A 25,213-nucleotide genomic window follows, 5' to 3' on the forward strand; every position below is an offset into this window, starting at 1 on the left:
GCAGCTCTCCTCAGGTCTTGACCGCACCGAACCGCCTGTCACGCCCGCCATAGGCGGCGCAGAGCCGGGCGAATTCGTCGCGGGTGAAATCCGGCCACAGCGTGTCGATGAACTCATATTCCGCATAGGCCGACTGCCACAGCAGAAAGTTCGAAATCCGCGCCTCGCCGCTGGTGCGGATCACCAGATCGGGGTCGGGCAGCACATGGGTATCGAGGTAGCGCGGCAGGGTCTCTTCGTCCACGCTATCGGGGTCAAGTTTGCCGCTGGCCACATCTTGCGCCAAGCGGTGCGTGGCGCGGGCCACCTCATCGCGGCCGCCATAATTGAGCGCGATGGTTAGATTGATGCGGGTGTTATGGGCGGTATGGGCCTCAAGCTCTCCCATGAGCTTGATCAGCTTGTCATCCAGCCGGTCGCGATCCCCAATGAACCGCACCCGCGCGCCATAGTCGCTAAGGCTACGCATTTCCTTTGAAATATAGCGCCGAAACAGAGACATAAGCCCCGCCACTTCGACCTGCGTGCGCTTCCAATTCTCGGTCGAGAAGGCAAAGATCGTCAGATACTCCACCCCCACATCGGGGCAGCATTCGACGATCTCGCGCACGCGTTTGGCGCCTGCGTGATGCCCAAAAAGCCGGGGCCGCCCGCGTTGGGTGGCCCAACGGCCATTGCCGTCCATGATGATCGCCACATGGCGTGGCCCGCCGGGTATCGTTTGGGGCTGAATTTCGGCGGTGCTCATGTCTCGACCTTTTCTTTCAAGTTCTGTCTCCCTGCGTCTTGGCGGGGTCAGACTTGCATGATTTCGGCCTGTTTCGTCTCAAGCTGTTCATCGATGAGCGTGATGAAACGGTTGGTCAGATCCTGCACTTCGCCTTCCCAGATTTTCTGGTCGTCCTCGGACATGGCGCCGTCGTTCTTGGCTTTCTTGATCTGGTCCATCCCGTCGCGGCGGATGTTGCGGATCGAGACGCGCGCGTGTTCGGCGTATTGGCCCGCGACCTTGGTCAACTGGGTGCGGCGCTCTTCGTTCAGCTCGGGGATCGGCAGCATGATGATGGTGCCGTTCAGCTGCGGGTTGATGCCCAGTCCGCTTTCGCGGATGGCCTTCTCAACCTTGCCAACGAGACCCTTGTCCCAGACGTTGATCGTGACCATGCGCGGCTCTGGCACGTTGACGGTGCCGACTTGGTTCACCGGGGTCATCTGGCCGTAAGCCTCGACCATCACCGGCTCCAGCATGGAGGCCGAGCCACGCCCCGTGCGCAGCGATGCGAACTCGGTCCGAAGCGACGCAATCGCGCCGTTCATCCGCCGTTCAAGATCATCGGTATCGAGCATAAATTCGTCTGACATGGCGAGCCTGCTTGTTGTTTCCTTGCGTTACGGCTTTCTAACGGTGGCGCGGCGCTTTCACAACTGCCCATTGTTGCGCCACCATACGCGCCCCGCGCCCCTGTTGTGAGAGACGCGCGCGGCATCAGGTCAATCGCCCCGCCGTGGGGCGATGCCTTGGAATGCAGGCCGGATTTATCCGACGCGGGTATAGGTGCCCTGCCCCGCCAAGATGCCTTGGAAGCCGCCCGGCTCATCCAGCGAGAAGACGATAATCGGCAGGTTGTTGTCCCGCGCCAGCGCGATGGCAGAGGCGTCCATCACCCCCAGCCGCTTTTGCAGCACGTCGTCATAGCTCACCAGATCATAGCGTTTCGCATCGTCGAACTTGGCCGGGTCCTTGTCATAAACACCATCGACCTTGGTGCCCTTGAAGATCGCCTCGCAGGACATCTCATTGGCGCGCAGGGTCGCGGCGGTGTCGGTGGTGAAATAGGGGTTGCCGGTGCCCGCGGCAAAAATGCAGACCCGCTTCTTCTCAAGGTGGCGCACGGCGCGGCGGCGGATATAGGGCTCGGCCACTTCGTTCATGGTGATGGCGCTGATCACGCGGGTGTGGATGCCCAAGCCTTCGAGCGCCGATTGCATCGCCAGCGCGTTCATCACGGTGGCGAGCATCCCCATGTAGTCCGCCGTGGTCCGCTCCATCCCCTGCGCCGAGCCTTGCAGCCCGCGGAAGATGTTGCCGCCGCCGATCACCATGCAGATCTCGACGCCGAGGCTGTGCACCGATTGCACCTCACGGGCGATGCGTTCGACGGTTGGCGGATGCAGACCATAGCCGAGGTCACCCATCAGCGCCTCCCCGGAAATCTTTAGCATCACGCGGTTAAAGGAGACTTGGGGGGTGTCTTGGGACATCGGGCACACCTTACTATTTCACCAACCGGGGGAGATTTAAGCCTTGCGGCGGTGAAGGGTTTTCATTTCGCGCCAAAATGTCGCAAATACGCCCAAGGTTCAATGCGGGACGTAAGGAAGACGCAAAGAAATGCCGGATATTCCCAATGCCCAGATGGACGCCCTGTTGCAAGACTTACCGCCCGAACGGCCGGTGTTGATCGCCGGGCCGACTGCCAGTGGCAAATCCGCCCTTGCCCTCGCCATTGCCGAGGCGCAGGGCGGCGTGATCGTCAACGCCGATGCCAGTCAGGTCTACGCCCCCCTGCGCATCATCAGCGCCCGCCCCTCGCCCGAGGAAGAGGCCCGCGCGCCGCATCTGCTTTATGGTCATCTGGCCGAAGATGCGCCCTATTCCACCGGCCATTGGCTGCGCGAGGTGGCCCCGCTGCTGGGCGGCGACCAGCGGGTAATCATCACCGGGGGCACCGGGCTCTACTTCTCTGCCCTGACGCAGGGGCTGGCCGAGATTCCGGCCACCCCGGTAGAGGTACGCGCCCAAGGCGACGAGATGGCGCTCGAAGACCTGTTGGCCGGGCTGGATGCCGAGACCGCCGCAGGCCTCGACCAGCGCAACCGCGCGCGGGTGCAGCGCGCTTGGGAAGTGTGGCAGGCCACCGGGCGCGGCCTGTCGGACTGGCAGCGCGACACCGGCGCACCGCTTTTGCCGCTCGCGGATTGTCTGCCGGTCGTTTTTGATGTTGAGCGGGACTGGTTGAACGCGCGGATCGCGCAGCGGTTTGACTTGATGCTAGAGCAAGGTGCCTTGGAAGAAGTCGCCGCCCTTCGCCCGCGCTATGACCCATCGCTGCCCGCCCATCGCGCCATCGGCGTGCCGGAACTGATCCGCCACCTTGACGGCGACTGGCCGCTGCACCGCGCCCGCGAGGCTGCCGTGGTCGCCACCCGCCGTTTCGCCAAACGGCAGCGCACTTGGATGCGCAGTAAGATGACAGATTGGCAGCGGGTCACGCCGGAATAGCCGCCGAGCGGGCGGAATTTCTTGCGTTATCCCAACCCTCCGCTAGCCTGACGTTGAAGATTGCCCTTGTAAGGTTTCCATTTCTCAACGAAAGCGTCGTGTGCCCGAGACAGAGATTCAGACCCAGACCTTGGCCCAGCTTTCAGCGGGGCAAGACTGGCGGCTGACCCTCGCGCACGACCGCTACCACCATCTTTTGATCTGGATCACCCGGGGCCAAGGGCGGCTGCTGCTCGACGGCCAACGCCGCGGCATCAGCCCGCATAATGCGCTTTGGATACCGGCGCGGTCGCTCTTCGCGCTGGAGCTGGGCTATCAATGTCTGGGCCATGCGGTGCTGATCCCCGAAGACAGCGACGAACGCATGCCCGAGAGCCCGCGCCAATTGCGGATCCGCGATGGGGCCGCGCAATCGGAGATCGCAACCCTCATCGAACAGACCCAACGGGAGGTCCAACAGGCCCGCCCCCTGCACCAAGATGCGCTCAAAGCGCAAGTGGCGCTGATGTCGGTCTGGCTGCGCCGCCAGATCATGGCGGAGGCCCATACCGCCCCCCGGCCCAAGGCAGGCGACAGGCTGAGCGCGCGGTTCTGCGCCTTGGTCACTCAAGGCGCCCCCAAGGGCACCAGCATGGCCGAACACGCCGCAGCTCTTGGCGTGACCCCAACCCATCTGACCCGCGCCGTGAAGGCGGCCACCGGCAAATCCGCGGCTGACCTTCTGACCGAGCGCAGTTGCCATGCCGCCCGTCGCCTGTTGGCCGAGACCGATCACACCGCTGCCGAGATCGCCGCCACCTTGGGCTTCGGCTCTGCCGCCTATTTCACCCGTTTCATGCAACAGCACAGCGGCCTGCCCCCCAGCAAACTGCGCTGAGAGCCGGACCGAAATGTCGCATTCAGACCCTCAGGATGTCGCAAAAACTCCTCCAAACTCCTCAGCCGAATGTTGACGCGCGGGTGATTTCCGTGCCTCATGGCTGAACCGCTCCGCAAAGGGGCGGGGCAATCGACACGATCAGGCTGCCAGAAAGACCGCCAAAAGGTCTTCGGCACCCCAGCGCCACAAGGCGGAGAAACCTGCCACGCACAGAACCGGCGCCCCCCAAGGCGCCGCACGAATTAAAAAGGCCAAAAGGCCGCATCGTCGGGCCAAGTCACCGCCCGACCCTGCTACAGGGGACCACATGGGACTATTCATTTTGCGCCGGCTGGGTGTGATGTTGCTGACGGCGCTTTGCCTGACGTTCATCGTTTTCTGGCTGACCAATCTCTATCCGAACCTCGAAAAACTCGCCAAGACCCAAGGCAACTTCCGCATGTCGGACGAGGCCGTGGCCAGCTACCTCGAAGACCGCGGCTATCTGCAACCCACGGTCGACAAGTTCGGCGAATGGCTGGGCGTGCTGCCCGGCTGGGTGACCGAAGGCGAGACGCCCGAGGAAACCTTTGGCCGCTGTTTCGCCCCCGGCACCCCGGTGGAAGAGCGCCCCACCCGCTGCGGCATCCTGCAAGGCGATTGGGGTTTCTCGACCGTCTTCAAAGAACCCGTGGGCGAGACGGTGCTCACCCGTCTGGCACTTACCGGCAAGCTGATGTTCTGGGTGCTGGTGCTGATGGTCCCCTCGGCGCTGATCGTCGGCGTGCTGGCGGGGATGCGCGAAGGCTCCAAGCTCGACCGCTCGCTCTCCACCTTCTCGATCGCCACCACGGCGACGCCTGAATATGTCTCGGGGGTGATCTTCATCGCGGTGCTCGCCTCCTCACGCTTTGGCCTGTCGCCGCTTTTGGCCGAATGGGGCTGGATCGACAGCAAAACACTGTTTCTGGGCTCGGCCACCTCTGCCATGAAGGATGCGAACTTCTGGAACTTCTTCCTGCCGGTGCTGACCATCTCGCTCTACGGCATGGGCTATATCGCGCGGATGACACGGGCCTCGATGACCGAGGTGATGACCGCGCAATATATCCGCACCGCAAGGCTTAAGGGCGTGAAATTCTCAGAGATCGTGCTGAAACACGCGCTGCGCAACGCGCTCATTGCGCCCTTCACCGTCATCATGCTGCAAATCCCGTGGCTCTTGAACGGCGTGGTGATCGTCGAGACCCTGTTTAACTACAAGGGCTTCGGCTGGCTGCTGGTGCAGGCGGCGGCCAATAACGACATCGAACTGCTGCTGGCGGTCTCGGTCGTGTCGGTGATCGTCGTCCTCGTGACGCAGCTAATCTCTGACATCGGCTATGTTTTCCTCAACCCGCGCATTCGCATTTCTTAAGGGAGCTTGGACATGGAACCTTTGACATGGACCGGGTCGCTTGCGGGGCTCAACATCATCTTCCTCGGTCTCGCGGTGCTTCTGGCCTTGGCCGTGGCGGTGCAGATCATCGTTTCCTTCTTTCCCGCCAGTGAGGCACGGCAGATCAACCCGGACGGCACCGTCGCCCGGCAAGGCGGGCTAGCGGGCGGGGTGAACCGGGCGGTGATCCTGCTTTTTGCGCTCCTGATCCTCGTCCTGCTGATCTATATTATCGCAGGCGCCTTCATGGGGCCGCAGGCGGGCATCATCGGCGGCATGTCGCAGCAGATGCTGCCCGTGTGGATCGCGCTGATCCTGACCTTCGCGCTCTCTATCCACTTCAAACGGCGGCTCGGCCTTTACGGCAAGCTTTTCGACAGCACCGTCGGCATGATCGGTTTCGCCATCGTCATGTTCTGGGTCTACACCGGTATCTTCGGCGGGCTGTTCGACCTGTTGGTGACGCATGACAGCCTCAGCCAGACCTCGGGGATGAAGAACAAACTGCCCGGCACGCCCCTGCGCAGCCCGGATGAAGGCGAATACCCTTGGTTCCTTCTGGGCGGTGATAACCTTGCCCGCGATGTCTTTTCCCGGCTGATCAAAGGGTCTTGGGTCGTGGTGCAGATCGCGCCGATGGCGACGCTCTTCGCCTTTATGGTGGGGATCACGCTGGGCCTGCCTGCGGGCTACTATGGCGGGCGGTTGGATACTGTGCTGAGCTTTCTGGCAAACCTGATCCTCGCCTTCCCGGTGATCCTGCTGTTCTACCTTCTGGTCACGCCCGAGATCGTGCTGACCGGCATCCCGAACTACATGGCGGTCTTCCTATTTGTCTTCCCGCTGATCTTCCTCGCCGTGCTGTTGAACGCGCGCTACTACACGCAACCTTCGTTCCGCACGCCGCTCCTGATCGTGGTGCTGGGGGTGGTCGGCTGGCTCTACCTGTCGCTGGTCTCCACCGACGGGGCGATCGTGGCGACGGACAGCTACCGCATTCCGGGCCTTCCCAGCATGATCGACCTCTTTGACATCGACCCCGGCGTGCTGGTGGTCTTTGTCTCGGTGGTCTTCGTGAACTCGCCCACGGTGTTCCGCATCGTGCGCGGCTTGGCGCTCGACATCAAAACCCGCGACTACGTCGCCGCCGCACAGACCCGCGGCGAAGGCCCGTGGTATATCATGCTGTGGGAAATCCTGCCCAATGCGCGCGGGCCGCTGATCGTCGATTTCTGCCTGCGCATCGGTTATACCACGATCCTTCTGGGCACGCTGGGCTTCTTCGGCCTCGGGCTGGAGAGCGAGAGCCCCGATTGGGGCAGCACGATCAACGCGGGCCGCCGCCTGCTGTCGCTCTACCCGCATGCCGCCATCGCGCCTGCGCTGGCGCTGCTTAGCCTCGTGCTAGGTCTGAACCTCTTGGCCGATGGCCTGCGCGAAGAATCTCTGCGCGACTAAGAAACATCCTCCGGGGGGGGCCAGCCCTCCCGGCCCCTTTTGATCCCCCGACTGGGAGAGCCAAATGCCCAAGACTGATTACGACGGTCCCATTCTTGAGATCAACAACCTGTCGATCTCGTTCTTCACCCGTTTGCGAGAGATTCCCGCCGTGATGGATTTCTCCGTGAACGTCCAACCCGGAGAGGCCGTGGGGCTGGTGGGCGAAAGCGGCTGCGGCAAATCCACCGTGGCGCTGGGCGTGATGCAGGATCTGGGTCGCAATGGCCGGATCGTCGGCGGCTCCATCAAGTTCAAAGGCCGCGACCTGAGCGAGATGAGCCCCGAAGAGCTGCGCGACATTCGCGGCAGCGAAATCGCCATGATCTATCAAGAGCCGATGGCGAGCCTGAACCCCGCCATGCGGATCGGCAAGCAGCTGATGGAAGTGCCGATGATCCACGCCGGCATGTCCGAGAAGGAAGCCTATGCACGGGCCCTGCAAGTGGTCACGGACGTAAAGCTGCCGGACCCCGAGCGCATCCTGAAGGCCTATCCGCACCAGCTATCAGGCGGCCAACAGCAGCGTATCGTCATCGCCATGGCGCTGATGTCCGAACCCTCGCTCTTGATCCTTGATGAGCCGACCACCGCGCTCGACGTGACCGTCGAGGCCGCGGTGGTGGAGCTGGTGAAGGATCTGGGCAAGAAATACGGCACTTCGATGCTGTTTATCTCCCACAACCTCGGGCTGGTGCTGGAAACCTGCGACCGTATTTGCGTGATGTATTCGGGCGAGGCGGTCGAGAAAGGCTCGATTCACGATGTCTTCGACGAGATGCAGCACCCCTATACGCAGGCGCTGTTCCGCTCGATCCCGCTGCCGGGGGCCGACAAAAACGCGCGGCCCCTGAAGGCCATCCCGGGCAATTTCCCCCTGCCCCACGAACGCCCGCCGGGCTGCAACTTCGGCCCGCGCTGCGACTATTTCGTCCCCGGCCGCTGCGACGCCGCGCCGATCCCGATGGAGAGCGTGCCCGGCAACGACCGGCATGAGACCCGCTGCATTCGGTTTCAAGAGATCGACTGGCAAGCGCCCTTGGAGCTGGCCGAGGTCAAGGAAAAGAGCGATGTCGGTGAGGTCGTCCTCAAAATGGACAAGCTCAAGAAATACTACCAAGTCGCGGCCAATGCCATGTTCGGCGGCGGCAATACCAAAGTGGTCAAAGCCAATGAAACCCTCAGCTTCGAGGCCCATGAAAGTGAAACCCTCGCCATCGTGGGCGAGTCGGGCTGCGGCAAGTCCACATTCGCCAAGGTGCTGATGGGGCTAGAGACGGCGACCGAGGGGCATATCTACCTCGACGGGCGGGACATCGGCGGCGTGCCGATTGATGACCGCACGACCAAGAACGTGGCCGATGTGCAGATGGTGTTCCAAAACCCCTTTGACACGCTCAACCCCTCGATGACCGTGGGGCGGCAGATCATCCGCGCCTTGGAGATTTTCCGCATCGGCAAGAATGAAAAAGAGCGCCGCCAGCGCATGCTCGAACTGCTCGATCTGGTTAAGCTCCCCCGCGAATTCGCAGGCCGGATGCCGCGCCAACTCTCGGGCGGGCAAAAGCAACGCGTCGGCATCGCCCGCGCCTTTGCCGGGGATGCGCGGATCGTGGTGGCGGATGAGCCGGTCTCGGCCCTCGACGTGAGCGTGCAGGCCGCCGTCACCGACCTGCTGATGGAGATCCAACGCGAGCAGAAGACGACGCTTTTGTTCATCTCCCACGACCTTTCTATCGTGCGCTATCTCTCGGACCGGGTGATGGTGATGTATCTGGGCCATGTGGTCGAACTGGGCGACACCGATCAGGTTTTCGCCCCGCCCTATCACCCCTATACCGAAGCGCTGCTAAGCGCGGTGCCGATTGCCGATACCAAGGTGAAAAAGAAACACATCGTGCTGGAAGGCGACGTGCCCTCGGCGATGAATCCACCCCCGGGCTGCCCCTTCCAGACGCGCTGCCGGTGGAAGTCGCAGGTGCCGGGTGATCTTTGCGAACGCGAGGTGCCGCCGATGGTGACCATGGCCGATGGGCATCAGATCAAATGCCACCTCTCGGCCCAGCAATTCGCCGAGATGGAGCCGGTGATTGAGACAGGCACAGCGGCGGAATGAAAAAAGGCGCGGTTCCGAAGAACCACGCCTCATGCCTCAGGCTATCTAAGGGGGAACGGCCTGAGGTTATGATGATCCGGCCTGCACGGCCAAATCAGACCCGGATTTAGGGATCAACAGGCGAACCGGCAGTGTTCACATTGGCCAGACCTTCGGCGACAACGTCAGCGAAGGTAGAGACGAGCGCCACGTAGAATTCAGTTTCGGACGGCTCCACGTTGACATAGCCTTCGGGCGCGATCTCATCGCCGCTATAGGCCGAAATCATGACCGGGAAGCTCAGGCCCGCGTTGTCGCCGGTGGGGCTTGTGATATCAACAACGCCTTCCAACTCGTTGAATTCCTTGCTGTCGGGCAGCATTGTCGCGCCGTTCAGAGAGATTTTGCGGATGTCGATCTTGATCTGCGGATCGGACCCATCGCTGCTCATCGGCACGCGCTCTGCCACTTCGGCGCGCAGGTCTTCTTCCAGATCAGGATAGAAATCCATGGCATTGCTGTCAGCCGCGGCGGCGACAGAGGATTCGACGTCGATTTTCGAGACCATGATCTTGTCATCGGCGAAGGCAGAGCCGCTCAGCGCGATAACGCTTACACCAGCGGCAAGGGCGATGTTTTTCATATTCGTCAGCATGTCGTTCTCCTTTGATCTTTCCTCTCTGCGGCGAGAATGCCCCGCTGCAAAGTTTCTGATCAGAGAACACCACGATTGCCCCGACGGTTCCCGAGGGGGCCGATGCCAGACAGGCTTGCGGGGGTGCAAATAGGCGAACAAACGCCCAAGCGCAGCTCCCAGCCCATAAATATCAATGACTTAACTGCCCGTGATCACTTTAACGTAATTGCGGGTTTCCTTGTAGGGCGGGATGCCCCCGTATTTCTTCACCGCCCCCGGCCCCGCGTTATAGGCGGCCAGCGCCAGCTCCCAACTGCCGAAAGCGCGGTACTGCATCTTGAGGTAACGCGCCCCGCCTTCGAGGTTTTGCACCGGATCGGCGGGATCGACACGCAGCGCCCTCGCGGTCTGCGGCATCAGTTGCGCCAGCCCCATCGCCCCCTTGTGCGACAGCGCCTTGGGGTTCCAGCCGCTTTCCTGCTGCACCAGCCGCAAAAACAGATCGACCGGGATGCCATGGCGCGTGGCCGCGGCGCGGGCATGGGTCAGAAAGGCCCCTTTGTAAGACCCGTTGTATTTCGGCACATCCCATTTCGTCGGGGTGACGACCTTGGGCGGTTGCAGCCGCACGGAGGCGGAATATTGTTTGGATGCCCGATTATCGAGGATGCTTTTCTGCGAGGCGAAGAGCCCCGCGCGGTTCTTGCTGGCGAACATATCGGCAGCCGCTGGTACTGCCCCCATCGCGATGATCCCGGCTACCGTCAAACTCACCGCGGCCAGACCGGCCAAAAGTCCCGTCTTTCGCATATCTGCCCCCTGCCGTTGCATTGCGCGCAGTATACTTAAATGCGCCCCTTCTACCAGCCCCCGAAATCCCGGCCATTTCGCGGGCCGTGGCGATGGGCTGCGGGATGGAAAGCCGGTGTCATCCGGCGAACAAGCACGATATAAACAGCCGAATTGGGCGCGCTCGGATTCGCGCCCGACGCAATGACACAGCAATGACAAACGAGGGGGCAAGATGGCCGGCTCAGTGAACAAAGTGATCCTTATCGGCAACCTCGGGCGCGACCCCGAGGTGCGGTCGTTCCAGAACGGCGGCAAAGTGTGCAACCTGCGCATCGCCACCTCGGAGACATGGAAAGACCGCAACACCGGTGAGCGTCGCGAGAAGACCGAATGGCATTCGGTGGCGATCTTCCAAGAGGGGCTCGTTCGCATCGCCGAGCAGTACCTCAAGAAGGGCTCCAAAGTGTATATCGAAGGCCAGTTGCAAACCCGCAAATGGCAGGACCAATCCGGCGCAGACCGCTATAGCACCGAAGTCGTGCTGCAAGGCTTCGGCGGCACGCTGACCATGCTCGACGGTCCCGGCGGCGGCTCCGGCGGCGGCGGTGGTGGCGGCGGCTACGGTGGTGGCGGCGGTGGCGGCTACGGCGGTGGCGGCAACGACTACGGCGGCGGCTATGACAGCGGCCCGTCCTCTTCGGGCGGCGGTGGCGGCGGCGGCAGCCGTGACCTCGATGATGAGATCCCGTTCTGATTTAGACTATTGGGTCGGGCGCTGGAGCGCCCTGCCCGCCTTGAGCGACGGCTCAAGATTACCACCCAGCCCGGAATCAAGCCGAAGGCGCCGGGCCATCGCCTGCCCGCCCCACCGGGTAGGCGATTTGGTGAGGTTAGCCGCGACTTTGCGAACGCACATCACGGTTGAGGCATAAAGTGGCACGAAGCGAGGTTGGATCGCCGACCCGCGGGCAGGCGATGGCCCTCGGCTAGACAGCAGCCTCGCGCAGAGACACGTCTCAGGCCAACTGATCCGAAAATTACCTAGCCCGAATTTTAACTGCAGGCGATGGCCCTTTACGCGAAGCCGTAGCCGTGGGGCTTCAGCCGAGCGCATCCCGCAGCAGCCCAAGCACCTCGGCGTTCTCCACCTCGGCCCCCGCAAAGGCCTGCCCGATGCCGCGTGCCAGAACAAAGCGCAAACGGCCATCGACCACCTTTTTGTCCTGCCCCATAAGCCGTAGCAGTTCCTCGGCTTCAGGCAGATCACCGGGAATGTCGCGCAGGTCGGTCTTCATGCCCATTTGAACCAAATGGGCGCGCAGACGGCTTGGGTCTTCCTGCGGGCAAAGCCCCAGCCGGGCGGAAAGCTCAAAGGCCAACGCACAGCCAATCGCCACCCCTTCGCCATGCAGCAGCCGGTCGGAATAGCCCGTCGCGGCCTCAAGCGCATGGCCGAATGTATGGCCAAGGTTCAAAAGCGCACGGTCGCCCTGCTCGGTCTCGTCGCGCTCCACGATATGGGCTTTCATCTGAACCGACCGGCGCACCGCTTCGATCCGGGCGGCCATATCGCCCGCCGCGAGGGCCGGGCCCTGCGCCTCCAGCCAGTCAAAGAACGCCGCATCGCCAAGCAGCCCGTATTTTACCACCTCGCCGTAACCGGCGAGGAAATCCCGTTCGGGCATGGTGCCCAACACCTCGGTATCCGCCAGCACGAGGCTGGGCTGGTGGAAGGCCCCGATCAGGTTCTTGCCTTGGCGCGCGTTGATCCCGGTCTTACCGCCCACCGAACTGTCGACCTGCGCCAAAAGAGAGGTAGGGATCTGCACAAAACGCACCCCGCGCCGCAGCACGGCGGCGGCGAAACCCACCAGATCACCGATCACCCCGCCGCCAAAGGCCACGACGATATCGCCGCGCTCCACCCGCTCATCAAGCAGCCAGTCCACGCAGCGCTGAAGATTGGCCCAATCCTTGGTCCCCTCGCCGGGGGCGAGTTCCAGTGCAGACATCGCGATGCCCTCGGCCGCCAACCCCCCCCGCAGGGATTGCAGATGCAATGCAGCGACGCGGCTTTCGGTGATGACGGCCACCCGCTTGCGGCGCAGCAGCGGCGCGATCAGCGCGCCGGCATCCCCCAGCAAGCCCGCCCCGATAACCACGTCATACTCGCGCCCCGGCAGGGCGACGGAAACCGTCTCACGCATCCAATCTCTCCAAAACATCGGGCCTTGTCAGCAGCTTGTCGACCACCCGGTTGGCCATGGCGTCAATCGACAGGCGCGGGTCGCAGCGCACCGAAAGATCCGCCAACCGGTAAAGCGGCACCCGGTCGCGATAAAGCGCGGCCAGCGTGGCCTTGGGATCAGCCGTGCGTAGCAGCGGACGGCTGTCCTTGTAGCGCACCCGGTTCCACAGCAAGTCCAAATCCGCATCGAGCCAAAGCGCCACACCGTAAGCCGCGATATTGTCGCGGTTCACCTCGGCCAGAAAGGCACCACCACCGGTCGACAGGATGCAACGTTCCTCGGCCAAAAGCCGCGCGATCACCTCGGTCTCGCGTTTGCGAAAGAACGGCTCCCCGTCGCGGGTAAAAATCTCAGGCACGCTGAGATTGGCCGCCGCTTCGATTTCCGCATCGCTGTCCAGAAAGGGCGCGCCCAGTTTGGCCGAGACCGCACGCCCCACCGCCGTCTTGCCCGCGCCCATCATGCCAACCAGCGCCACCGTCTTGTTCAGACGGTAGCGGGGCGGCGTTTCTTCGCCATCGGTGATGCTGTGCTTAATTCCGCTCATTTTTCTCTGAATGACGTGATCTTGCCGAAAAGGCCATATATAGTTTGGCAAAATAGCAGAATTCCGGGCAGGCATAAATCATGGGTAAACTTTTTAAGCTTTTGATATTTCTATTGATTGTCGGCTTCATCGGTCTTGTGGGCTATGCCTACGTCGGGCCTTTCTTTGGCGTGGATTTTTCGCCCGAACAGATTGAGACGCGCCAGCCTGTCACGCTGACAGCGGATTGAGCGGCGTGGCAAACGCCCTGTCCAAACGCAAATGGGCCGTCTGCGCTGCATTGATCTGCTCGGTCAGCGCCACGGCCCTGCTGGCCGAATCCGAAGAAGACCGCAATCTGGGCCGCGAATCGCGACAGGCGGCTCAGCAGCAAGAACAATCCCCCGCCGCCAACGATCAGCCGCTTTCGGTGATCGACTGGCTGGGCGCGCAATCGCCGCCCGAAAACCGGCCAAAACGCCCGCCCAACCCGGGCCGGGTGCCGGAACCGCCCGTGGCCGACAGCGCCCTGCCGCCGCCGGTGCAGGTCACGCCCCTGGGCGATGGCGCGCCGCGCCGCATCGGGCTGGTGCCCGGCTCTGTCACCGGGCTGCGCGGGGACATCTGGCTGGGCAGCGACACGACCGCCCTGATCGACCGCATCCGCGATTTGCCGGACCTGCATCTGCCCGCCGCGCAGGCGCTGCTGTACACCGTGCTTCTGGCCGAGGCACAGGCCCCGCAGGGCGAGGCGCGCAATGGCGATCTTTTGGCGCTGGCGCGGGGCGAAAAGCTGATGGAGCTTGGCGCCCTCGACCCGGCGCTGTCGCTGATCGAACAGGCCGGGGTGACCACCTCGACCGCGCATTTCGACCTGTGGATGCAGCTTTCCCTGCTCACCGGGACCGAGCATCGCGTCTGCGAGCGGTTGGTGAAATCGCCGCATCTGACCCGCGACTATGGCACCCGGATTTTCTGCAACGCCCGCGCTGGCAATTGGGAGAACGCGGCCCTGACCTTTGGCTCGGCCCAAGCGCTTGGCCTGCTGCCAGAGACACAGCTTGAACTCTTCGACCGTTTCCTCAACCCGGATTTCTACGAGGGGGCCGAGCCGCTGCGCGTGCCGCGTCAGATGGACCCGATGACCTTCCGTCTATTCGAAACCATTGGCGAGCCGCTGCCTTCCAACATTCTGCCCCGCGCCTATGCGGTGGCCGATCTGCGTGACATCGCCGGTTGGAAGGCCCAGCTTGAAGCTGCCGAGCGGTTGACCCGCGCGGGCGCCCTGCCCGATAACCTGCTGCTGGGGCTTTACACCGATAGGCAGCCCGCCGCCTCTGGCGGGGTCTGGGACCGGGTTGCGGCGCTGCAAAGGTTTGAAACGGCTCTGCGCACCGGCAGCGCCGAGGCGGTGGCCAAGACCCTGCCGCCGGCGTGGGAGGCGATGCGGGAAGCCTCTCTCGAAGTGGCCTTTGCCGCGCTCTTTGCCGAACCGCTCTCGACCATTCCGCTGGCGGGCCATGCCGCGCGTCTGGCGCGGGATGTGGCGCTGCTGTCGCCTGAGTATGAGGCCGCCGCGGCGCGGGTGATCGGCAAGTCCCCCGAGGACGAATTGCTGCGCGCCGTGGCCGTGGGCGACACGCCCAACGGCCCCGCGCCCGATGCGCCATTGGCCGCCGCGGTGCATGACGCTTTCGCCAATCCCACCCCCCGCGCCGACCTGATGGCGCTGGCGCGGGACAAGGAATTGGGCATGGCGATTTTGCGCCTACTGTCGCTCTTGCATGACGGGGCGAGTGGTGACACATCGGCGCTTCGCGACGCCCTAGCCACCCTGCGCGCCCTCGGATTGGAAGACACCGCCCGACGTGCCGCCTTGCAGATTGTATTGCTCCAGCAATGATGATGTCCCAGACCCCGACCTTCCATTGGATCTCCAGCTTTCTGGAGGCCGCCGCCGCCGAACAGGGTGCCGCCACCAACACGCAGTTGGCCTATGGCCGCGACCTGAAGGATTTCGATTCCTTTCTGGCGCAGCGCAACCATGATTTCCTGACCGCCAGCCGCGGCGAGGTCGAAGATTACCTTGTTTATTGCGACGCGCAGGGGCTGGCGAAATCCACCCGCGCACGGCGGCTCTCGGCGATCAAACAGCTTTACCGTTTCGCCTTTGAGGAAGGGCTGCGCGAAGACAACCCTGCGGTGCAAATCGCCGGGCCGGGGCAGGACAAACGCCTGCCCAAGATCCTGTCCGAGGAAGAGGTCGACCGGCTGCTCGATGCCGCGCGCAATTCTGGCCGGTCGCTGGCCGATCAGCTGCGCAACACCTGCCTGATGGAGCTGCTTTATGCCACCGGCATGCGGGTGAGCGAATTGGTCAGCCTGCCGGTCAGCGCCGCGCGGGGCGATCCGCGCCTGCTGCTGATCGCAGGCAAAGGGGGCCGCGAACGGCTGGTGCCCCTGTCAGAGCCCGCGCGCGACGCGCTGGCGGCATGGCTCGTGGTGCGCGACAAGGCGGATGAGGCGGCCCAAGCCAAGGGCAAACCGCCCGCGCGGCACCTCTTCCCGTCCCGCGGGGCGACGGGGCATCTGACGCGGCATCGCTTCTATCTGCTGATCAAGGAATTCGCCGTGACCGGCGGCGTGCCGCCCGAGAAAGTCACGCCCCACACCCTGCGCCATGCCTTTGCCACGCATCTGCTGGCCAATGGCGCCGACCTGCGGGCGATCCAGACCATGCTGGGCCACGCCGATGTCGCAACGACCGAGATCTACACCCATGTGCTGGAAGAGCGGCTGTCGGACCTCGTGCTGGAGCGTCACCCCCTCGCCAAGGACGGCACCCGCAATTCCGGCGGCAACACGTCTTCCGAAGGCCAGTAACCGCTTTGTAGCGCGTCTGCATAGGCGCGCGGCAAGCCTGCCTTGGCCATATCGGCCACGGCCCCGGCCACATCGTAACTCAGCCGGTGAAAGCCCACCTCACCCCCGTCGAGCAGCGCCACCCGCGTCTGCTGGCCGCCGTCATGGGGTGGCATGCCGATCACGCCTGCGTTGATCCAACGCCCGCGCTCTGTCTCGCGGATGAAGGGCAGACCGGAGTGGCCCGCGATGATGTGATCGACGGGGCCTGCGATGTCTTCTAGCGCCTGCCACTCTTCGTCAAACACCGCCGCCGCACTCTCAGACCAGATGAACCGCGCCACATCGCGCACCCCGCCGTGCATCACGCCATAGCGCTGGCCTTGATGCTGGAACACCGCCACATCCGGTAGCCGACCCATCCAGTCTTTCGCATCCGCGTCCAACTGGCCTGCCGCATGGGCATACCACGCGCCCGAAAGCATGTCGCAACTGCTGCCCGGCGCGAAGCCGCAGCCGCAATCCTCGGCCCCGCTGGCCAGTTGCACTTCGCAATTCCCTGCCACCACGGCACAGCCAAGCGCCCGGATTGCCGCCACGCATTCGCGCGGCGCGCCGCAATAGGCCACCATGTCGCCGGTGCAGATCATCTGCCCCCCGTCGATGCCGCGCGCCGCGGCGAAAGCCGCCAGCGCCTCGACCGCCTGAAGGTTGGAATAGGGCCCACCGAACAACAGCACCGGCCCGTCCAAAACCCCAAGCTCCGCACAGTTGATTTTCGCCTGCATCGCACCACCCTGCCCCGTTGCAACCCTTGAATGACGCAGCCCCTGCGCCCATAACATTCGCAACACATAATGGATGGATTTAGACCTCATGGAAACGGGCCCCGCCCTTTTTGACACCGCTTTCTGGATCAGCACCGGAATTATCCTGTTCCTCCTTGTCCTCTCGGGCTTCTTCTCGGGCTCCGAGACCGCCCTGACCGCCGCCTCGCGCGGCAAGCTGCGCGCGCAGGCCGACAAGGGCGCAAGCGGCGCGATCCGGGCGCTCAAGATCACCGAGGATAACGAGCGGCTGATCGGCTCGGTCCTTTTGGGCAACAACTTGGTCAACATCCTTGCGGCCTCCATGGCGACGGCGCTGTTTACGCGGCTCTTCGGTGAAAGCGGCGTGGCGCTGGCAACGCTGGTGATGACGCTTCTGGTGCTCGTCTTTGCCGAGGTGCTGCCCAAGACCTATGCCATCACCAATGCCGAAACGGCGGCGGCGCTGGTCTCGCGCCCGATTAGCATCGTGGTGCTTATCTTCTCGCCCGTGGTGACGGCGGTGCGCTATTTCGTGCGCGGGGTGCTGCGGCTTTTCGGCGTGCAGATCGACCCCGACAGCAACATTCTGGCGGTGCGCGAAGAAATCGCCGGGGCGCTGCAATTGGGCCATTCCGAAGGCGTCGTCGAAAAGGAAGACCGGGACCGTATTCTGGGCGCGCTCGACCTGCGCGAACGCGCGGTCGAAGAGGTCATGCTGCACCGCTCGGGGATCGAGATGATCGACGCGGATTCAGACCCGACCGACATCATGGAGAAATGTCTGCAATCCAACCACACCCGTCTGCCGGTGTTCCGCGAGGACCCCGAGAACATTATCGGCGTGATCCATGCCAAAGACCTGCTGCGCGCCATGTACAAGCTGATCGGTGGCCCCAACGGCGATGCCGCAGCGCTCAACGGGTTCAACGTGGCCGATGTGGTGATGAAACCCTATTTCGTGCCCGAAACCTCGACCCTGGACGAACAGATGCGCCAGTTCCTGCGCCGTCGTACGCATTTTGCGCTGGTGGTGGACGAATATGGCTCGCTCCAAGGGCTGATCACGCTCGAAGACATCCTCGAAGAGATCGTGGGCGAGATCACGGATGAGTTTGACCCCGATGCGGATCACCCGCTGAAACAGTCGGACGACGGGCATCTGATGGTCGAAGGCGCGATGACGATCCGCGACCTCAACCGCGCCACCGATTGGTCCCTGCCCGATGACGAGGCCAATACCGTGGCCGGGCTGGTGATCCATGAGGCGCAGATGATCCCCACCGTGGGGCAGGTCTTCTCCTTCCACAATTTCCGCTTTGAGGTGATCGAGCGGGACGGCAACCGGATCACCCAGCTCAAGATCCGCCCCCTTTGATCCGGCTTAGGCCGGGGTTTCCACCGCTGCCTGCACGTCTTTGCAGGCGGCGGACCAGATGCGCGCCCGGTCGGGGCCGAAAGGCACCTCTTCAAAAGCCCGGCGCAGGTGATCCTCTGCCGCGTCACGGGCGGCGGCAGACAGGCCGGGGTCGGGGTGCTGCATCAGCCCTGTCAGCACCTCTTGCAAGACCATCTGCACATCGACGACCGAGGCGCCATCGCGGGCCAGTGCGCCAAACCCGTCTTCGATCAGCGCGTCCGCCGGGATCGGCGGGATATGCAGGTTCGGCAGCGCGACCTTGCCGCCCGGCTTGGCCTCATCTGAATAATAGGACAGCACGCGCCCGATGCGAGTGATCACGTCAATCGCCGTGCCGCCATCGTTGATCCCCGGCGACAGCGCCTTGGAGGCAACCTCGCCCAGCACCCGCAGGCCGAAACGCGGGTCTTGGTCAAAGGTGCGCAGATCGCCCAGTTGCACGGTCTCCAAAACCTTTTGCTCTAGACTGTCCCAATCATGTTCCGCATCCTGCGGGCTGCCCCGCCGGGTGACCATGACCAAAGGCTCTCCGACAAAGACGAAATCACCGATCCGCCGGGGCATATAGATTGCGACCCCATGGTCGCGCGCCTGCTGGTCCAGCGCCTCGGGGTAGATATGTTGGATATAGCCGCTCTCAGGGGCAAAGATCGGGCGGGCCTCATCGGGCACCGGACCGGTCAGGGGATGGCCGCCCATGCAGGGCGTCTTCAGCCGTTCCTTGAACAATGAAGTGGTCACCGCCTCGATCTGGCGGGTGGTGTCGATCAGGCTGCCGAAGCTTTGCAGATGCAGCACCCAGCGGATCAGGAAGATCACGATGATCGCCAGCACCAAGACCGTGGTCAGGAACAGCACGAAGGAGCGTTCGTCGATATAGATGCCCAACTCGCGCATAATGATCGCCACCAGCGCATAGACATAGGCGCCGATAAAGACGGCCAGCGTGTTCTGCGTGGTGCGGTCCTGAATGATCAGCCGATGCGCCCGTGGCGTGAATTGCGCCGAGGAGGCCCGGTAGACCGTGACCATGATCGTGATCGAAAAGATCGTGACCGCCAGCATCGCATCGGCGATGATCTGCAACAGACGATCCGCCGCTTCGCCGGTCAACCTCGTGGCGACTTCCTTGGGCACCAAGGGCTCAAAAAGCTGGGTCAGCCCGAGGGCGACGAAGGCCAGCAGCCCCATGAAAACCACCCGCACCCAAAGTTTGCGAGAATATTCGCGGGCTTTGCGAAACAGCGTGTGCGGGATCAGGTCTTTGATGTTCATGGGGAAAGGGTAGCACGAAAAAGCGCCCTGCCAACGGCGGTTTAACGGAATCTGCACTCTGGCCCGGCGCGAAACGCCGCCCCACGGCGCGGGGGCAAAAAAGCCCTTATCCTCGCCCCCCGTGCCCGGTAGGTTGGGCGGCATGACGATAGCCCCTTTGCCCGTGATCCTCCTCGCCGCCGGTGCCTCCACTCGGATGCGGGGGCGTGACAAATTGTTGGAAGATATCGGCGGTGAGCCCTTGTTGCGCCGTCAGGCACGGCTGGCACAGGACATTGGCCCCGTCACCGTCGCCCTGCCGCCCGCGCCGCACCCGCGTTACACGGCGCTTAGCGGGTTGGACATCACGCCGCTGCCCGTTCCCGAGGCCGCAGAGGGCATGGGCGCCAGCCTGCGCCGCGCCTTTGCCGCCCTGCCGTTGGACACGCCCGCCGCCATGGTGCTGCTGGCCGATATGCCCGCGCTTGAGGCCAGCGATCTTGCCCATCTCGCGGCTGCGGTGGACCTGACGGGCGAGACCCTGATCTGGCGCGCGACCACGGAGGACGGCAAGCCCGGGCATCCCATCGCCTTTGCCGCCGCGCTTTTCAATCAGTTGAAACAGCTGCGCGGCGATGACGGGGGCCGCGCGGTTGTGCGCGCTGCCGCAGACCGGATGCAGCTTGTGCCCCTGCCCGGCCAGCGCGCAAGGCGCGACCTCGACACGCCCCAGGACTGGGCGGCGTGGCGCGCAGAGCAGGAATAGCCCGCGCATGAAAAAACGGGGCGGTCGCCCGCCCCGTTATCAAACTGTGTCACGCTCGGCTCTTGCCGGATTACTTCACCAGCAGGCTGGCCTCGTGCTTTTTCAGCGAACGGCGCGCGGCGGTGTAGCCTTCGATCCCGTCCTTTGTCGCCAGTTCGGGGAACAGTTCAAAGATTTCCTGACGCTGCTCTTCGCCGATACCGGCAAGGGACATATCACCGGGCTGGAAGCTCTCGGTCCATGTGCCGTCGGAGAGGATCACCTCGTGACGGTCGAACATCACATGGATGTAGCTGGTGCCCGAAACCTCGACCACGTCGATGCCTTCCATCCCGGTCAGATGTTTCGCCGCGACGAGCACCTCACGCTCTTCGAAGTAGAGCGCGGTCTTTTCATTGGCGACCAAGACGCGGTGGTTGGGGCTGACCATCATGTCACGCTCGGGCAGGTCGTTGCCAAGCGCGCCTTTGCGGATCAGCACCGGCTTGAGATGGGCGGCCATTTCGAACTCGGCCCCGGTCATCTCACGCGCGCCGACCCAGCGGATCGTCTGGATGCCATTGTCGCGGGTGATGACCCGGTCACCGACCTGAAGCGCCTCGACCGGCACCTCACCGCGCGGTGTAGCGATCTTGGTCCCCGGGGTGAAACAGGGGATCACATTCTCAATCTCGACGAAGTTCAGACGTCCGGCATCGCTGCCGTCCTGGTTGAAGTAGTCAACAAAACCGTCTTCGCGGTCGTCGGAGGTATAGGTGATCTCCAGACGGCCCCCTTCGGGCGCAGAGCCGCGCAGGTCAAGCGTGTCGTAATCCTCGCCCGCGCTGCCACCGTCGACGTCATCGCCTGCGTTGACGTTGACGAAGCTGTCCTGATCGGCACCGCCGGTCATCACGTCGACGCCTGCGCCACCGTCGAGCAGATCGTCGCCCCGACCGCCTTGCAGTTCGTCGTCGCCTTCGCCGCCCATCAGCGTGTCATTCTCACCGCCACCGTCGAGCAGGTCATCGCCTTCGCCGCCGACCAGCAGGTCGTCGTCCCGGTTGCCGCGCAGGGTGTCGTCGCCGGTGCCGCCGTCAAGCTCGTCATTGCCCTGACCGCCCGAGAGGCTGTCGTCGCCCTGACCGCCCAGCAGCGTGTCGTCGCCGGTGTTGCCCGAGATGACGTCATCGTCGATCTGACCGTCGATATAGTCATCGCCCGAGCCGCCGCGCAGCATATCCGCATCGTCGGCGCCATAGATCACGTCATTGCCCGCGCCACCGTCGACCGTGTCCATCCCGTTGGTCGGGTTGCGGTCAGGGGTGAAGGGGTTGGACGCATCCTCTTCGTCGGGGATGTCGAGCACGTCGAGACCCAGATCGGGGTCGTTGCCCGCATAGATCGTATCGTTGCCAGCGCCGCCGAGCAGGCTGTCGTTGCCCTCGCCGCCGACGATCCGGTCGTCGCCGTCACCGCCGTCGACGATATCGTCGTCGATGCCTGCGTTGATCACGTCATCGCCGGTGCCGCCGGTGATGGTGTCGCGGTCGTCGCCTGTGCTGATCGTGTCATTGCCCGCCCCGCCATCGACAGAGTCGCGGTCATTCTCGGGGTCGGCGTCGGGGTCAAAGCCCAGATCGTCGCTGTCGCTTTCCGGGTAGCCCAGATCGGGGGCGAGGTCATCGCTGCCGGTGGTGATCATGTCATCACCCTCACCGCCCTCGACCACGTCGGAGCCTGCGCCAGCCTCGACGATATCATCGCCGTCGCCCGCCAGAATTGTGTCGTCGCCGTCACCCGCGCGAACATAGTCGTCGTCGCCTTCGGCATCGGGCAGGATCGCGTCGTCATTGTCGATCATGTCGCCATCGGGGTCGCCGGTATAGGCGGTGTCGATCAAGTCTGCGCCCGCTGTGCCGTCGACATAGCCGTCACGGGTCGAACCGCCGTCGCCCACCGTCACGGTCACCGAGCCTTCGTCGGTCAGGCCGTCGGGGTCCGCCACGGTATAGGTGATCGTCGCATCGCCGGTGAAATCGTCATTGGCGACAAAGGTGATGGTGCCATCGTCATTGATGGTCACGGTGCCATCATCGCTCGACGCATCTGTCACGCTCAGGGTGTCGCCGTCGACATCGGTGTCATTGTCCAGAACCGGGATCACGACCGGATCGGTGCCGGTGGTGTCGGCGGTGTCGTCATTGGCGACGGGGGCGTCGTTCACCGGGTTCACGGTGACATTCACGGTACCGGTGTCGGTGCCGCCATTGCCGTCATCCACGGTATAGGTGATTGTGGTGTCGCCGTTGAAATCCGCGTCGGGCGTGAAGGTCAGCGTGCCATCGTCATTGATGACGACCGGGCCCGCCGGGCAGGTTGCCATGGTGACGGTCAGCGTGTCGCCATCGCTGTCGCTGTCATTGCCCAGCACGTCGACGGTGCCCGAGGTATCTTCGTCGATCTCAAGCACATCGTCTTCGGCCACGGGCGCGTCATTGCCGCCGCCCTGCGGTTGGCCATCGTCGAAAACCAGATTGTCGATCGCGCCCGAGCCTTCGAAACGCACTTCGAAACGCGACACGCCATCAATGTTGAACTGAACGAAACGCTCACCGCCATCGCCGGTGGGCTGCACATAATGGTTTTGGATCACATCGCCATTGTCATCGTAAAAGATGACACGGGTGCCCTCGCCGCCCGTCTCTTCGATGTCTTTGAAGGTCACGCCCTTCATGCGCACCATCTCATCGAAATCAAAGAACAGGCTGCCGCCGCCGGCGTTATCATCCGGGTCGCTCTGGTCGCCGTCTTCGGAGACGATCAACAGCCCCTCAAGCGTGTCGGAGGCCAGATCGCTGTCGCCGCCCGTGGGGTTGCTGCTGTCAAAGACCATCGCATCGCCGGAGCCGCCGCTGGCCGAAACCGTAACGCCCAGATCCGCATATTCGTCGTCAATGATGGTGCCTGCGCTGAACGCATTGAAATCAAGTGTTCTAATCATTGTGAAATCTCCTGAGCGGTGTTGCACGCGGCGCGCAACGCGGCCGTCTTGGAAGTGGATGCTGTTTCAGTCTGAGGAATGGAGCGCCGAACGGCAGAGCGGTCGAAACGGGCATTTCTTGCCCCGCAGAAGGCCAGTGGCAGGGCCTGTCGCTTGTGTATCATCTCGTCTCTCCCTCCGTTCACACGCGCCCCGCTGGCAGAAATCCAGATCGAGCGGCACGCATCCTGCGCAACGAAGGGGAAGAGCCGGAACATGGCCCACAGCCGAGGCGCGATGCGCTTCGGTATGTTGTGTTTACGGTCGCAAACTTGCGGCGTACCCACATTTCCCGCATCCCTGATGCGCTTAATGCGGCCGCCCCCGTGACCTACAGACTTCTATGCCCCCCAGTTGGGCACCTATAGGAATAGCCCTCCTATACGAATGGACAAAGCAAAAAATGTTTGAAAATTGCCGGAACCAATTGAAGTTTTGCCGCAATTCAGGTGGTTTAGCGCGACTTTTGGGCGCGATTGTTTCCGGCGCACTCCGCGTCGGTATCGCGAATCGCCATAGGATTAAGGTGAATTAACGCCTGCGCAGGACGGCTGCGCCGATCCCTCGGTCAAGACTGTTTCGCATTGCGCGACAATTCCGCCGCAAATCAGCCGCATCTGCGCCGCCTTGTTTTTGTCATTCTTTTCGATTGCTTGTTCACCGGCTGGAACCAATCGCCCGCAAACCTGCGGAACTGGTGACGAAACCACGGGCGACCCGCCTTATTCCCGCCGAATCAACTCCTCGCGGCATTGAGCGCCCGCGGCGGCAAAAGCCGCGCGCGTTACGGGCGATTCATGGTGAGCACTCCGCCCCTCACCTCGCGCCGAGATAGACCGCGGAAAAAATGCGAAAGCCAGCCGCGAAGGCCACCCAAACAACCGCCCCTTTCCGTTCGATCGACCGCGCCAAAATGCCCCAAATCCGACTCTCAAAACGACATTTCAGATGCTGCAAACGACACCGCGCCGGGCGGGCGGAAACCTCAGCCATAGTAGGCTCTGCGCCCTGCACATGCGGCAGGGTGTCGCACCCCTATTTCACCCTATTGCAAAGCCCGCTCGGGTGGACCAAATGCGCGGCATGTTGATGTATGCTGTTCATAAGAGGCGCCCGCGCAAACCGGGCACGCTGCTGAACCGCCGGTAACCCCGGTCGGACAGGCCGATCCGCCTGTTTAGACCATCGGGGTTCCAACTGACTTTCCGGATCACACTCGGGATGAGACCCACACAACCGACCCGGCCCGGCCTTCTGGCACTGACCGTCGTCTCTTGCGGATCCTTCCCACTTCGACCTTTTTGATATGGAGCATGCCATGCATTTCCGCCTGCTGAAAAACACAAACCAGATCGCCGGGATGCCCGGAACCGCCTTTAACGGCAGCATCGGTCAAGTCGCCAATGCCGAGGGTCTGGCCCTTGTTGCCATGCTGCGCCGTGCGCTGCGCGACACCGCACGTCGCTGGGAGCGTAACCGCACGCTGTCGACCTTGAACGCGATGGACGACCGTCTGCTTCAGGATATCGGCCTGAACCGCAAAGACATCCCCCAGCACATCCGCGACATGGAAAGTTTTTCCCGCCGCTGAATGCTCTGGCCCGTGCCCCGCGTGAGGGGCCGTGCCGACCCTTAAAAATATGGCGTTCTGCATGGGAACGCCGCATATAGCGGCATCGCGTCAGGCCCGGCGCGGTGCCCGTTCTT

General features: G+C 63.1%; 22 protein-coding genes. 12 read left to right on the top strand and 10 right to left on the bottom strand.

What is annotated here, in order from left to right:
- Nucleotides 1-10 precede the first annotated feature (10 nt).
- The 3 genes from uppS to pyrH form a co-directional block, all read right to left on the bottom strand.
- On the bottom strand, nt 11-748 hold the full coding sequence (gene uppS / locus ACGYK4_RS14730) for a polyprenyl diphosphate synthase (protein ID WP_394457175.1): 738 nt from the start codon (nt 746-748) through the stop codon (nt 11-13).
- Nucleotides 749-795: 47 nt separating this feature from the next.
- Nucleotides 796-1,362, bottom strand: a complete 567-nt coding sequence (gene frr / locus ACGYK4_RS14735) for a ribosome recycling factor (RefSeq protein WP_067261561.1) — start codon at nt 1,360-1,362, stop codon at nt 796-798.
- A 174-nt stretch (nt 1,363-1,536) separates the two neighbouring features.
- On the bottom strand, nt 1,537-2,262 hold the full coding sequence (gene pyrH, locus ACGYK4_RS14740) for a UMP kinase (protein WP_067261559.1): 726 nt from the start codon (nt 2,260-2,262) through the stop codon (nt 1,537-1,539).
- Nucleotides 2,263-2,392: 130 nt separating this feature from the next.
- Between pyrH and miaA the strand changes: the two genes are divergently transcribed.
- The 5 genes from miaA (at nt 2,393) to ACGYK4_RS14765 (ending at nt 9,193) form a co-directional block, all read left to right on the top strand.
- Entirely contained in the window at nt 2,393-3,283 is an 891-nt protein-coding gene (gene miaA, locus ACGYK4_RS14745; protein WP_394457176.1) for a tRNA (adenosine(37)-N6)-dimethylallyltransferase MiaA, read from the top strand.
- Nucleotides 3,284-3,383: 100 nt separating this feature from the next.
- Nucleotides 3,384-4,160: an AraC family transcriptional regulator gene (locus tag ACGYK4_RS14750; protein WP_394457177.1), complete on the top strand. Its 777-nt coding sequence runs from the start codon at nt 3,384-3,386 to the stop codon at nt 4,158-4,160.
- A gap of 310 nt (nt 4,161-4,470) precedes the next feature.
- Nucleotides 4,471-5,559 carry an ABC transporter permease gene (locus tag ACGYK4_RS14755; protein WP_209218903.1) on the top strand — a complete coding sequence of 363 codons (1,089 nt, stop codon included), beginning with the start codon at nt 4,471-4,473 and terminating at the stop codon, nt 5,557-5,559.
- A gap of 12 nt (nt 5,560-5,571) precedes the next feature.
- The gene (locus ACGYK4_RS14760; RefSeq protein ID WP_394457178.1) at nt 5,572-7,038 is read left to right on the top strand and encodes an ABC transporter permease; all 1,467 of its coding nucleotides are present in this window, start codon (nt 5,572-5,574) and stop codon (nt 7,036-7,038) included.
- 64 nt (nt 7,039-7,102) lie between these two features.
- Nucleotides 7,103-9,193 (top strand): dipeptide ABC transporter ATP-binding protein, encoded by a 2,091-nt coding sequence (locus ACGYK4_RS14765; RefSeq protein WP_394457179.1) that lies wholly within the window; start codon nt 7,103-7,105, stop codon nt 9,191-9,193.
- 106 nt (nt 9,194-9,299) lie between these two features.
- Here ACGYK4_RS14765 and ACGYK4_RS14770 read toward each other — a convergent pair whose 3' ends face one another.
- The gene (locus ACGYK4_RS14770; RefSeq protein ID WP_394457180.1) at nt 9,300-9,827 is read right to left on the bottom strand and encodes a hypothetical protein; all 528 of its coding nucleotides are present in this window, start codon (nt 9,825-9,827) and stop codon (nt 9,300-9,302) included.
- Between the two features lie 180 nt (nt 9,828-10,007).
- Complete coding sequence (locus ACGYK4_RS14775) at nt 10,008-10,553, bottom strand: lytic transglycosylase domain-containing protein (RefSeq protein ID WP_394408923.1); 546 nt, start codon at nt 10,551-10,553, stop codon at nt 10,008-10,010.
- A gap of 280 nt (nt 10,554-10,833) precedes the next feature.
- On the opposite strand from ACGYK4_RS14775, the gene ACGYK4_RS14780 reads away from it, so the two are divergent.
- Complete coding sequence (locus ACGYK4_RS14780; protein ID WP_394431005.1) at nt 10,834-11,355, top strand: single-stranded DNA-binding protein; 522 nt, start codon at nt 10,834-10,836, stop codon at nt 11,353-11,355.
- A 346-nt stretch (nt 11,356-11,701) separates the two neighbouring features.
- Here ACGYK4_RS14780 and aroB read toward each other — a convergent pair whose 3' ends face one another.
- Both aroB and ACGYK4_RS14790 read right to left on the bottom strand, forming a co-directional pair.
- Complete coding sequence (gene aroB, locus ACGYK4_RS14785) at nt 11,702-12,808, bottom strand: 3-dehydroquinate synthase (RefSeq protein WP_394457181.1); 1,107 nt, start codon at nt 12,806-12,808, stop codon at nt 11,702-11,704.
- The gene (locus tag ACGYK4_RS14790; protein WP_394457182.1) at nt 12,801-13,397 is read right to left on the bottom strand and encodes a shikimate kinase; all 597 of its coding nucleotides are present in this window, start codon (nt 13,395-13,397) and stop codon (nt 12,801-12,803) included. Before ACGYK4_RS14790 ends, aroB begins: the two co-directional genes overlap by 8 nt.
- A gap of 80 nt (nt 13,398-13,477) precedes the next feature.
- Between ACGYK4_RS14790 and ACGYK4_RS14795 the strand changes: the two genes are divergently transcribed.
- From ACGYK4_RS14795 to ACGYK4_RS14805, 3 genes are read left to right on the top strand one after another with little or no spacing between them, the layout of a single operon-like run.
- Entirely contained in the window at nt 13,478-13,627 is a 150-nt protein-coding gene (locus ACGYK4_RS14795) for a hypothetical protein (protein ID WP_007120408.1), read from the top strand.
- 5 nt (nt 13,628-13,632) lie between these two features.
- The gene (locus ACGYK4_RS14800) at nt 13,633-15,279 is read left to right on the top strand and encodes a hypothetical protein (RefSeq protein WP_394457183.1); all 1,647 of its coding nucleotides are present in this window, start codon (nt 13,633-13,635) and stop codon (nt 15,277-15,279) included.
- Complete coding sequence (locus ACGYK4_RS14805; RefSeq protein WP_394408920.1) at nt 15,279-16,259, top strand: site-specific tyrosine recombinase XerD; 981 nt, start codon at nt 15,279-15,281, stop codon at nt 16,257-16,259. The genes ACGYK4_RS14800 and ACGYK4_RS14805 overlap by 1 nt, the downstream gene beginning before the upstream one ends.
- On the opposite strand, the gene ACGYK4_RS14810 is transcribed toward ACGYK4_RS14805, so the two are convergent.
- Nucleotides 16,196-17,026, bottom strand: coding sequence for a metallophosphoesterase family protein (locus ACGYK4_RS14810; RefSeq protein ID WP_394457184.1), 831 nt, complete (start codon nt 17,024-17,026; stop codon nt 16,196-16,198). The two genes, ACGYK4_RS14805 and ACGYK4_RS14810, sit on opposite strands and share 64 nt — an antisense overlap.
- 88 nt (nt 17,027-17,114) lie before the next feature.
- Between ACGYK4_RS14810 and ACGYK4_RS14815 the strand changes: the two genes are divergently transcribed.
- Nucleotides 17,115-18,422, top strand: a complete 1,308-nt coding sequence (locus tag ACGYK4_RS14815; protein ID WP_394457185.1) for an HlyC/CorC family transporter — start codon at nt 17,115-17,117, stop codon at nt 18,420-18,422.
- Between the two features lie 6 nt (nt 18,423-18,428).
- Here the strand turns inward: ACGYK4_RS14815 and ACGYK4_RS14820 are convergent, their stop codons facing one another.
- On the bottom strand, nt 18,429-19,739 hold the full coding sequence (locus ACGYK4_RS14820; protein ID WP_394457186.1) for a DUF2254 domain-containing protein: 1,311 nt from the start codon (nt 19,737-19,739) through the stop codon (nt 18,429-18,431).
- A gap of 142 nt (nt 19,740-19,881) precedes the next feature.
- Between ACGYK4_RS14820 and ACGYK4_RS14825 the strand changes: the two genes are divergently transcribed.
- Nucleotides 19,882-20,484: an NTP transferase domain-containing protein gene (locus ACGYK4_RS14825; protein WP_394457187.1), complete on the top strand. Its 603-nt coding sequence runs from the start codon at nt 19,882-19,884 to the stop codon at nt 20,482-20,484.
- Between the two features lie 70 nt (nt 20,485-20,554).
- Here the strand turns inward: ACGYK4_RS14825 and ACGYK4_RS14830 are convergent, their stop codons facing one another.
- Entirely contained in the window at nt 20,555-23,467 is a 2,913-nt protein-coding gene (locus ACGYK4_RS14830) for a Hint domain-containing protein (RefSeq protein WP_394457188.1), read from the bottom strand.
- Between the two features lie 1,357 nt (nt 23,468-24,824).
- Between ACGYK4_RS14830 and ACGYK4_RS14835 the strand changes: the two genes are divergently transcribed.
- Nucleotides 24,825-25,097, top strand: coding sequence for a DUF1127 domain-containing protein (locus ACGYK4_RS14835; RefSeq protein ID WP_169306066.1), 273 nt, complete (start codon nt 24,825-24,827; stop codon nt 25,095-25,097).
- Nucleotides 25,098-25,213: the final 116 nt, after the last annotated feature.

The organism is Sulfitobacter sp. 1A13368 (assembly GCF_043557275.1).
Taxonomy (GTDB): domain Bacteria; phylum Pseudomonadota; class Alphaproteobacteria; order Rhodobacterales; family Rhodobacteraceae; genus Sulfitobacter; species Sulfitobacter faviae.

Coding starts and splice junctions, on each gene's coding strand:
- ACGYK4_RS14805 (WP_394408920.1), top strand. CDS start 15,279: ATGATGTCCCAGACCCCGACCTTCCATTGGATCTCCAGCTTTCTGGAG.
- ACGYK4_RS14830 (WP_394457188.1), bottom strand. CDS start 23,467: ATGATTAGAACACTTGATTTCAATGCGTTCAGCGCAGGCACCATCATT.
- ACGYK4_RS14775 (WP_394408923.1), bottom strand. CDS start 10,553: ATGGGGGCAGTACCAGCGGCTGCCGATATGTTCGCCAGCAAGAACCGC.
- uppS (WP_394457175.1), bottom strand. CDS start 748: ATGAGCACCGCCGAAATTCAGCCCCAAACGATACCCGGCGGGCCACGC.
- miaA (WP_394457176.1), top strand. CDS start 2,393: ATGCCGGATATTCCCAATGCCCAGATGGACGCCCTGTTGCAAGACTTA.
- ACGYK4_RS14760 (WP_394457178.1), top strand. CDS start 5,572: ATGGAACCTTTGACATGGACCGGGTCGCTTGCGGGGCTCAACATCATC.
- ACGYK4_RS14790 (WP_394457182.1), bottom strand. CDS start 13,397: ATGAGCGGAATTAAGCACAGCATCACCGATGGCGAAGAAACGCCGCCC.
- aroB (WP_394457181.1), bottom strand. CDS start 12,808: ATGCGTGAGACGGTTTCCGTCGCCCTGCCGGGGCGCGAGTATGACGTG.
- ACGYK4_RS14755 (WP_209218903.1), top strand. CDS start 4,471: ATGGGACTATTCATTTTGCGCCGGCTGGGTGTGATGTTGCTGACGGCG.
- frr (WP_067261561.1), bottom strand. CDS start 1,362: ATGTCAGACGAATTTATGCTCGATACCGATGATCTTGAACGGCGGATG.
- ACGYK4_RS14810 (WP_394457184.1), bottom strand. CDS start 17,026: ATGCAGGCGAAAATCAACTGTGCGGAGCTTGGGGTTTTGGACGGGCCG.
- ACGYK4_RS14815 (WP_394457185.1), top strand. CDS start 17,115: ATGGAAACGGGCCCCGCCCTTTTTGACACCGCTTTCTGGATCAGCACC.
- ACGYK4_RS14825 (WP_394457187.1), top strand. CDS start 19,882: ATGACGATAGCCCCTTTGCCCGTGATCCTCCTCGCCGCCGGTGCCTCC.
- ACGYK4_RS14820 (WP_394457186.1), bottom strand. CDS start 19,739: ATGAACATCAAAGACCTGATCCCGCACACGCTGTTTCGCAAAGCCCGC.
- pyrH (WP_067261559.1), bottom strand. CDS start 2,262: ATGTCCCAAGACACCCCCCAAGTCTCCTTTAACCGCGTGATGCTAAAG.
- ACGYK4_RS14795 (WP_007120408.1), top strand. CDS start 13,478: ATGGGTAAACTTTTTAAGCTTTTGATATTTCTATTGATTGTCGGCTTC.
- ACGYK4_RS14780 (WP_394431005.1), top strand. CDS start 10,834: ATGGCCGGCTCAGTGAACAAAGTGATCCTTATCGGCAACCTCGGGCGC.
- ACGYK4_RS14770 (WP_394457180.1), bottom strand. CDS start 9,827: ATGCTGACGAATATGAAAAACATCGCCCTTGCCGCTGGTGTAAGCGTT.
- ACGYK4_RS14835 (WP_169306066.1), top strand. CDS start 24,825: ATGCATTTCCGCCTGCTGAAAAACACAAACCAGATCGCCGGGATGCCC.
- ACGYK4_RS14765 (WP_394457179.1), top strand. CDS start 7,103: ATGCCCAAGACTGATTACGACGGTCCCATTCTTGAGATCAACAACCTG.